Below are 7532 nucleotides of genomic sequence, written 5' to 3' on the forward strand. Positions count from 1 at the left end.
ACGCCGATGCCGTCTTCACCCAGGTCGAGCGGATGCGGGCGGAGCTCGCCGAGCACCGGAGCGGCGAGCGCGGCGAGGTGGCGGTGGCCGGCTTCTCCACCACCCTCTCGGCGCTGATCCTGCCCGTCGTGGCCCGGTTGCGGTCAGGACTCCAGATAGCGCAGCACGGCCAGGATGCGGCGGCTGTAGCCGTCGGCCCTGCGCAGCTCCAGCTTGTCGAAGACGGCGTTGAGGTACTTCTCCACCGCGCTGAGGGACAGGTGCAGTTGCCGCGCGATGGCGGCGTTCGTGTATCCCTGGGCCAGCACTTCGAGGACCTCACGCTCGCGCGGGGTCAGCCGCGCCAGCGGATCGCCGTGCGTGGTGCGGACGACCAGCTGCCGTACGACCTCCGGGTCGATCGCCGCCCCGCCCTCGTGGACCCGCTCAAGCGCGTCGAGGAACTCCTCGACCTGCGCCACCCGGTCCTTGAGCAGATAGCCGACCCGCTCGGCCCCGGCGGCGAGCAGCCGGGCCGCGTAACTCCGCTCGACGTGCTGCGAGAGGACGAGGACACCCGTCTCCGGCCACCTCTCGCGGATCTCCACGGCGGCCCTGAGCCCCTCGTCGGTGTGCGTCGGCGGCATGCGGATGTCGACGACCGCGACGTCAGGCCGCAGGGACCCGACCTCCGCGACCAGCGTCACGGCGTCGCCGAGCGCGGCCACGACCTCGTGACCCTCCTCGGTGAGCAGCCGGACGAGCCCCTCTCTCAGAAGGGTCGAGTCCTCGGCCAGGATCACGCGCACGGCAGCTCCGCGACAAGAGTGGTGGGTCCCCCGAGGGGGCTGTCGACACGCAGGACGCCGTCGAGCGCGGCGACCCGGCTGCGCAGGCCGGTCAGCCCGCTGCCGGCCGGGTCGGCCCCGCCTCGCCCGTCGTCCTCGATCCGCAGAGTGAGCAGCGGGCCGCCGGGCGAGCCGCCGAGCGAGACGTGGACGGAGACGGCGGAGGCCGAGGCGTGCTTGGCGGCGTTCGTGACGGCCTCGGAGACGACGAAGTAGGCGGCCGTCTCCACGGGCCGGGGCAGCGGACCGGCCACCTCGAACCGGATCCGCAGGGGGACCGAGCACCGCTGCGCCACCCCGCCCAGCGCCTCTTCGAGCCCCAGGCTGTCCAGCGCTGAGGGGTACACCCGCCAGGCCACGTCCCGTAGTTCGGCCAGCACGTCCCCGGCCTCCCGGTGCGCCTGGAGCAGCAGCGCCTCCGCCCGCTCGGGGTCGCGGTCCCGGCTCCGGCGCGCCCGGCCGAGCAGCATGGCGAGCGCCACGAGCCGCTGCTGCACACCGTCGTGGAGATCGCGCTCGATGCGCCGCCGCTCGGCGTCCACGGCCTGCACGACGGCGGCCCGGCTGACCGCGAGTTCGTCGATCCGGCGCCGCAGCAGCTCGCTCTCGGAGGGCCCGAAGCAGGCGCGGGCGAGCCGGGCGTCCAGGGTGGCCAGCGCGTACAGGCCCTGGACGTCGAGGAAGAGGAGCACGCCGCCGAGGAGCAGTTGCGCGAACAGCTCCGCCCAGCCGAGCGTGCCGCGCACGACGCCTCCGACGAGCAGACCGGCCAGGACTGCGCCGAAGACGAGGAGCCCCAGGACGATCCCGTACACCGTGCCGGTCCAGGCGCGGGACGCGAGATAGCGCAGGAGCCGCCGGTCGGAGACCGCGTACGGGCCGGGGAAACGGTCCCCGAAGAAGGCGGAGCGGCGGCTGCGTTCGAGCGCCGCGAGGCGCCGCGCACCGGCCGTCAGGACCTCACGGGCCCGTGGCCGGGTCCGGGGCCACAGCAGGAAGGGGCCGAGGGCGGCCCCGGAGACCAGGAAGAACAGGACACCCAGCAGGGCGGTCGGGCAGCCGAGGAGTGACCCGGCCAGGCGGCGCGCCGCCGGTCCCGGCACCGCGGCCCCCGGCTCGTTCATCCGCTCGTCCCCTCGCACGGTTTCCGAGGCTAGTGGCGGCCCCTGCCGCGTACAAGATCGCCCGGACGGTCCGTGCCCGTGCCCGCTGGCGGTCGTGGGGCGCGGAGGCGGCCCGGTCACGACGTGCGGCGGTGCTGGGCGCGCCCGCGCCCCCGGAGCCGTACGGCCAGGTACGCGGCCAGGGCGACGAGCGCCAGTACCAGGACGGCCTTGGACAGCACGCCGACGTACCCCTCGACCAGGTCCCAGCGGTCCCCGAGCCAGTAACCGGCCATCACGAGCACGCTGTTCCACACGAGGCTGCCGACCGTCGTGAGGAGGAGGAAGACGGGCATGGGCATCCGCTCGACGCCGGCCGGCACGGAGATCAGACTGCGGAAGATCGGCACCATCCGCCCCAGGAGCACCGCCTTGGTGCCGTGCCGCGCGAACCACGCCTCGGTGCGCTCCAGGTCGGAGACCTTCACGAGCGGGAGCCGCCCCCAGAGCGCGTGCATGCGCCGCCGCCCGAAGAGCGCGCCGATCCAGTAGAGGGCCACGGCCCCGACGACCGAGCCCAGGGTCGTCCAGAACAGCGCCGAGGCCAGGCTGATCACCCCCTGCCCGGCGGCGAAGCCGGTCAGCGGGAGGATCACCTCGCTGGGCAGCGGCGGGAACAGGTTCTCCAGCGCGATGGCGAGCCCGGCCCCGGGCCCGCCCATCGTCTCGACGAGGCCGGCGGCCCACCCGGCGACACCGTCGGCGGGTTCCTGGGCGGCCTGGGCCAGAAGCGGCTGGTGGGCGAAAGGCATGACGGGGTCTCCAAGCGGCGAGGGAGGCGCCGGGGCGATCTCCCCGGCACGTCTCCAACCTAGAAATCCCAGCTCAGCTCCGGTATGGGGCTTACCGTCCGGCTTCCTGCGGAAAACCGCAGGGTGGCTACGCGGGCCGGAACGGTCCGTCGAGCGCCGCCCACTGGAGCAGCATGATGGTCTTGGCGTCGGCGATCCGGCCGTCGCGGACCATGGCGAGCGCCTCCGCGAAGGGGAGCTCCACGGTCGTGATGTCCTCGCCCTCGGCGGCGATGCCGCCGCCACCGCCGGAGAAGTCCGCGGTGTCGTAGGGGGCGGCGAAGAAGTGCAGCCGTTCGGTGACCGAGCCGGGACTCATGTAGACGTCGAAGACGTGCTCGGCGGCCCCGATCGTGTGTCCCGTCTCCTCGGCGGCCTCGCGCCGGATCGCGTCCTCCGGGCTGTCGTCGTCCAGGAGACCGGCGGGGGTTTCGAGGAGCATGCCGTCAGGGTGCCCGTTGACGTAGGCGGGGAGCCGGAACTGACGGGTCAGCAGCACCGTACGGCGTTCGGTGTTGTGGAGCAGGACGGTCGCGCCGTCGCCGCGGTCGTGGGTCTCGCGCTGCTCGCGGCTCCAGTGCCCGTCGCTGTGCCGGTAGTCGAAGGTGGTCTTGCGCAGGACGTACCAGTCGCAGGAGAGCACCTCCACGTCACGGATCCGGACGCGCGGGTTGCCGGTCAGGTCGCGGCCCTGCCGGTCAAGGCCGGTGCGGCCGCGGCGGTCGGGGGTGTCGACGCCGGCGGTCATCGGGCGGCACCCGGGGTGACGGTCGGAGCGGCTGTCGGTACGACGGCCGGTATGACGGCCGGGACGGCGTCGAGGGAGTGGTAGACGTCCTTGCCCTGCTCGCGCGCCTGGGCGACCATCATGTCCGCTCCCTCCGAGGGCCCGCCGATCCGCAGGACCGCGTCGCAGCGGGAGAGCAGCCGCTCGGCGACCGGGTGGAAGATCTCCTAGAAGAGCGCGTCGCCGGTCCGGGCGCTGCCGGCGGTCTCCAGGAGCGGCAGGGCGAGGGCCTCGCCGGTGACGGGCAGGTGCCCGGCGCGGAAGAGGACGAGAGCGGTCTCGTTCATGGCGCGGACATGGGCTTCGAGCTTGAGGGGGTCGTCGCCCGTGCCCGAGCGGTAGGGGCCGGCGACGAGGATCATCAGCGGGCGGGGAACGGTGGTCACGGGCGGATCACTCCTCGGTACTGGCACATCTACGGGTACGAGTGCGGGCGCGTGCGGGGGCGCGGGCGCGGTGCGGCCGCGGTACGGCGTGGGCGCGGTACGGGCGCGGTGCGCGCTTTCAGGTCAGCCGGACGTCGACGCCCGCGTCCCGCAGCGCGTCCAGCGTCTGCGGGCCACCGGGGTGCGTGTCGGCGTCCCCGGCGGCCAGGTCGGTGACGAAGTGGTGCGCCGCGTCGAGCGGGGCGACCCGGCTGAACGCCCGTACGCCGAGCTTGGTGGCGTCCGCCACCGCGACCGTCCGGTCGGACCTCGCGAGCCCGGCCTGCTTGACGGCCGCGTCGTCCAGGGAGAACTCCGACCAGCCGTGCTCGGCGTGCACCCCGCCGATGGACATCAGGAAGCAGTCGAAGGCCAGCGACTCCAGCGTGCGCAGGGCGAGCGGGCCGACGAGGGAGCGCTCACCGGGACGGGAGCGCCCGCCGACGACCAGAAGGTCGATTCCCGGCCGGTCGGCCAGGACCACCGCCGCCTGGACGCTCAGCACGGCGACCGTCAGCGGACCGCGGGCGGCGAGGTGCTCGGCGACGTGCACGGTCGTGGTCCCCGCGTCCAGGAGGACGCGCGACCCCGGCTTCACCAGCGCGGCCGCGGCCGCGCCCAGCCGGTCCTTGGTGGCGGCCTGCCACGGCTCCCGGGCCGAGAAGCCGGCCTGTTCCTCCCGTACGCGGGTGGCGACGGCGCCGCCGTGCACGCGCCGCACGAGTCCCTGACGCTCCAGCGCGTCGAGGTCCCTGCGCACGGTCATCTCCGATACGCCCAGTCGATGGGAGAGCTCCGACACGGAAACCCGGTCGGAGCCCTGCACCAATCGCAGGGTCAGGTCCAGACGATTGGCGACACCCATGACTCATTTCTATCACGGTGATGTTCGAATGAACGCGCCCCTGTGCGAACGCTCGTCGGGAACCAGCGGAGGCACTCCCCGGACCGCCTACCCTTGTCCCAATGACCAGTAGCAGCGACCGGAGTCCCGCAGTGAGCGTTGAAGGATCCAAGACCTACGAGATTCGCACCTACGGGTGCCAGATGAACGTGCACGACTCCGAGCGGCTCTCCGGTCTGCTGGAAGAGGCGGGCTACGTCAGGGCCCCCGGCGGATCCGACGGCGACGCCGACGTCGTGGTCTTCAACACCTGCGCGGTGCGCGAGAACGCCGACAACAAGCTGTACGGCAACCTCGGCCGGCTCGCCCCGATGAAGACCACCCGCCCCGGCATGCAGATCGCCGTCGGCGGCTGCCTCGCTCAGAAGGACCGCGACACCATCGTCAAGAAGGCCCCCTGGGTCGACGTGGTCTTCGGCACCCACAACATCGGCAAGCTGCCGGTGCTCCTGGAGCGCGCCCGCATCCAGGAGGAGGCGCAGATCGAGATCGCCGAGTCCCTGGAGGCCTTCCCCTCCACGCTGCCGACCCGGCGCGAGTCCGCCTACGCCGCCTGGGTCTCGATCTCCGTCGGCTGCAACAACACCTGCACCTTCTGCATCGTCCCGGCGCTGCGCGGCAAGGAGGAGGACCGCCGTCCCGGCGACATCCTCGCCGAGATCGAGGCCCTGGTCGCCGAGGGCGTCTCCGAGATCACCCTGCTCGGCCAGAACGTCAACGCCTACGGCTCCGACCTGGGCGACCGCGAGGCCTTCTCCAAGCTGCTGCGGGCCTGCGGGCAGATCGAGGGCCTGGAGCGGGTCCGCTTCACCTCCCCGCACCCCCGCGACTTCACCGACGACGTGATCGCGGCCATGGCCGAGACCCCGAACGTGATGCCGCAGCTGCACATGCCGATGCAGTCCGGCTCGGACTCGATCCTCCGGGCGATGCGCCGCTCGTACCGGCAGGAGCGTTTCCTCGGGATCATCGAGAAGGTCCGCGAGGCCATCCCGCACGCCGCCATCTCCACCGACATCATCGTGGGCTTCCCCGGCGAGACCGAGGAGGACTTCGAGCAGACGATGCACGCCGTCCGCGAGGCCCGCTTCGCGAACGCCTTCACCTTCCAGTACTCCAAGCGCCCCGGCACCCCGGCCGCCGAGATGGACGACCAGATCCCCAAGGACGTCGTGCAGGAGCGCTACATGCGCCTCGTCGCGCTCCAGGAGGAGATCTCCTGGGAGGAGAACAAGAAGCAGGTCGGCCGCACCCTGGAGGTCATGGTCGCCGAGGGCGAGGGCCGCAAGGACGGCGCCACGCACCGCCTCTCCGGCCGCGCCCCCGACAACCGGCTCGTCCACTTCACCAAGCCGGAGCAGGACGTCCGGCCGGGTGACGTCGTGACCGTCGAGATCACCTACGCCGCCCCGCACCACCTGCTCGCCGAGGGCCCGACGACGTCGGTACGCCGCACGCGCGCCGGCGACGCCTGGGAGAAGCGCACCACGGAGGCCGCCGCGAAGCCCGCGGGCGTGCTGCTCGGCCTCCCGAAGATCGGCGTCCCGGAACCGCTCCCGGTCGCCGACGCGCCGGCCTGCGGCAGCCACTGACCGCCACGGGCCGTCACGGGTCACCGCGGGGCCACTGACCAGGGACCGCCGTGACGGGTCACCGCGCGGCCACTGACCCGGGACCACCGTGACAGGGCATCGCGGGGTCACTGACCAAGGCCCGCCGTCACGGGCCCCCGCGGGGCACTGACCAGGGCCCCAGGGCCTGTCCGGGGGATGTCGGCGGGGCGGCGCAGTAGGGTGCGGATCATGCTTGTCGCCGCAGCCGTCTGCCCCTGCCCGCCGCTCCTCCTGCCCGAGATCGCGACCGGCGCCGCCCCCGAGCTCGACGCCGCGCGCACCGCCTGTGCCGACGCCGTCGGACTGCTGGCCGCCTCGCGCCCCGACCGGCTGTACGTCGTCGGGCCCGCCGGCGAGGGCGGCGCCGGCGTCTTCCCGACCGGTTCGACCGGTTCCTTCGACGGTTTCGGGGTCGACCTCTCCGTACGCCTCGGCGACGGGCCCGCCGGCGACCGTCCGCTGCCCGCGAGCCTCGCGGTCGGTGCCTGGCTGCTCGGCCGCGCCGACTGGGCCGACGCGCCCGTCGAGGGCCGGGGCGTGGACGAACGGGAAGCGGCCGGGGCCTGCGCCGCGGCCGGCCGTGAACTCGCCTCCTCCGCCGACCGGGTCGCGCTCCTCGTGATGGGCGACGGCAGCGCCTGCCGGACCGTCAAGGCGCCCGGCTACCTGGACGAGCGGGCGGCCGGCTTCGACGCCGCGGCCGCCCATGCGCTGGGCACGGCCGACGTGGCGGCGCTGCTCGCGCTGGACGAGCAGCTCGCGTACGAGCTGAAGGCGGCCGGCCGCGCGCCCTGGCAGGTCCTGGCGGGCGCCGCCGAGGGCAGGGGGCTCGAAGGCCGGCTCCTCCACGAGGACGCGCCGTACGGCGTGGAGTACGTCGTCGCCGCCTGGTCCTGACGGGTCGACGCGACAGCACGACAACGGCGGACGGGGGCGGGGGGGGGGGGGGCGGCGCCCCGCGCCCGGGGGGGGGGCGGCGGGGGGGGCCCGGGGGGAGGGGGGGGGGGGGCCGGCCGGGGGCC

Annotated in this window: 9 protein-coding genes; 2 read left to right on the forward strand and 7 right to left on the reverse strand. The window is 73.8% G+C overall.

The window, feature by feature from the left end:
• Nucleotides 1-143: 143 nt before the first annotated feature.
• From ACWFR1_RS36025 to ACWFR1_RS36055, 7 genes are all read right to left on the reverse strand, one after another.
• Entirely contained in the window at nucleotides 144-788 is a 645-nt protein-coding gene (locus tag ACWFR1_RS36025; protein ID WP_453559133.1) for a response regulator transcription factor, read from the reverse strand.
• Nucleotides 779-1951 (reverse strand): sensor histidine kinase, encoded by a 1173-nt coding sequence (locus tag ACWFR1_RS36030; protein ID WP_453559136.1) that lies wholly within the window; start codon nucleotides 1949-1951, stop codon nucleotides 779-781. Before ACWFR1_RS36030 ends, ACWFR1_RS36025 begins: the two co-directional genes overlap by 10 nt.
• A gap of 116 nt (nucleotides 1952-2067) precedes the next feature.
• Complete coding sequence (locus tag ACWFR1_RS36035; RefSeq protein ID WP_453559139.1) at nucleotides 2068-2742, reverse strand: DedA family protein; 675 nt, start codon at nucleotides 2740-2742, stop codon at nucleotides 2068-2070.
• Between the two features lie 127 nt (nucleotides 2743-2869).
• On the reverse strand, nucleotides 2870-3529 hold the full coding sequence (locus ACWFR1_RS36040) for an NUDIX domain-containing protein (RefSeq protein WP_453559142.1): 660 nt from the start codon (nucleotides 3527-3529) through the stop codon (nucleotides 2870-2872).
• Nucleotides 3526-3651, reverse strand: a complete 126-nt coding sequence (locus ACWFR1_RS36045) for a hypothetical protein (RefSeq protein ID WP_453559145.1) — start codon at nucleotides 3649-3651, stop codon at nucleotides 3526-3528. The genes ACWFR1_RS36040 and ACWFR1_RS36045 overlap by 4 nt, the downstream gene beginning before the upstream one ends.
• A gap of 84 nt (nucleotides 3652-3735) precedes the next feature.
• The gene (locus ACWFR1_RS36050; RefSeq protein WP_453559148.1) at nucleotides 3736-3954 is read right to left on the reverse strand and encodes a hypothetical protein; all 219 of its coding nucleotides are present in this window, start codon (nucleotides 3952-3954) and stop codon (nucleotides 3736-3738) included.
• A gap of 118 nt (nucleotides 3955-4072) precedes the next feature.
• Nucleotides 4073-4858: a DeoR/GlpR family DNA-binding transcription regulator gene (locus tag ACWFR1_RS36055; protein ID WP_453559151.1), complete on the reverse strand. Its 786-nt coding sequence runs from the start codon at nucleotides 4856-4858 to the stop codon at nucleotides 4073-4075.
• A 101-nt stretch (nucleotides 4859-4959) separates the two neighbouring features.
• On the opposite strand from ACWFR1_RS36055, the gene miaB reads away from it, so the two are divergent.
• Both miaB and ACWFR1_RS36065 read left to right on the forward strand, forming a co-directional pair.
• A complete protein-coding gene (gene miaB / locus ACWFR1_RS36060; protein WP_453559154.1) occupies nucleotides 4960-6489 on the forward strand; it encodes a tRNA (N6-isopentenyl adenosine(37)-C2)-methylthiotransferase MiaB in 1530 nt (509 codons plus the stop codon).
• A 210-nt stretch (nucleotides 6490-6699) separates the two neighbouring features.
• On the forward strand, nucleotides 6700-7407 hold the full coding sequence (locus ACWFR1_RS36065; protein ID WP_453559157.1) for a class III extradiol dioxygenase subunit B-like domain-containing protein: 708 nt from the start codon (nucleotides 6700-6702) through the stop codon (nucleotides 7405-7407).
• Nucleotides 7408-7532: the final 125 nt, after the last annotated feature.

The sequence above is a fragment of the Streptomyces sp. NPDC055103 genome (assembly GCF_053607625.1).

Coding starts and splice junctions, on each gene's coding strand:
- ACWFR1_RS36030 (WP_453559136.1), bottom strand. CDS start 1,951: ATGAACGAGCCGGGGGCCGCGGTGCCGGGACCGGCGGCGCGCCGCCTG.
- ACWFR1_RS36035 (WP_453559139.1), bottom strand. CDS start 2,742: ATGCCTTTCGCCCACCAGCCGCTTCTGGCCCAGGCCGCCCAGGAACCC.
- ACWFR1_RS36040 (WP_453559142.1), bottom strand. CDS start 3,529: ATGACCGCCGGCGTCGACACCCCCGACCGCCGCGGCCGCACCGGCCTT.
- ACWFR1_RS36045 (WP_453559145.1), bottom strand. CDS start 3,651: ATGATGGTCGCCCAGGCGCGCGAGCAGGGCAAGGACGTCTACCACTCC.
- ACWFR1_RS36055 (WP_453559151.1), bottom strand. CDS start 4,858: ATGGGTGTCGCCAATCGTCTGGACCTGACCCTGCGATTGGTGCAGGGC.
- miaB (WP_453559154.1), top strand. CDS start 4,960: ATGACCAGTAGCAGCGACCGGAGTCCCGCAGTGAGCGTTGAAGGATCC.
- ACWFR1_RS36065 (WP_453559157.1), top strand. CDS start 6,700: ATGCTTGTCGCCGCAGCCGTCTGCCCCTGCCCGCCGCTCCTCCTGCCC.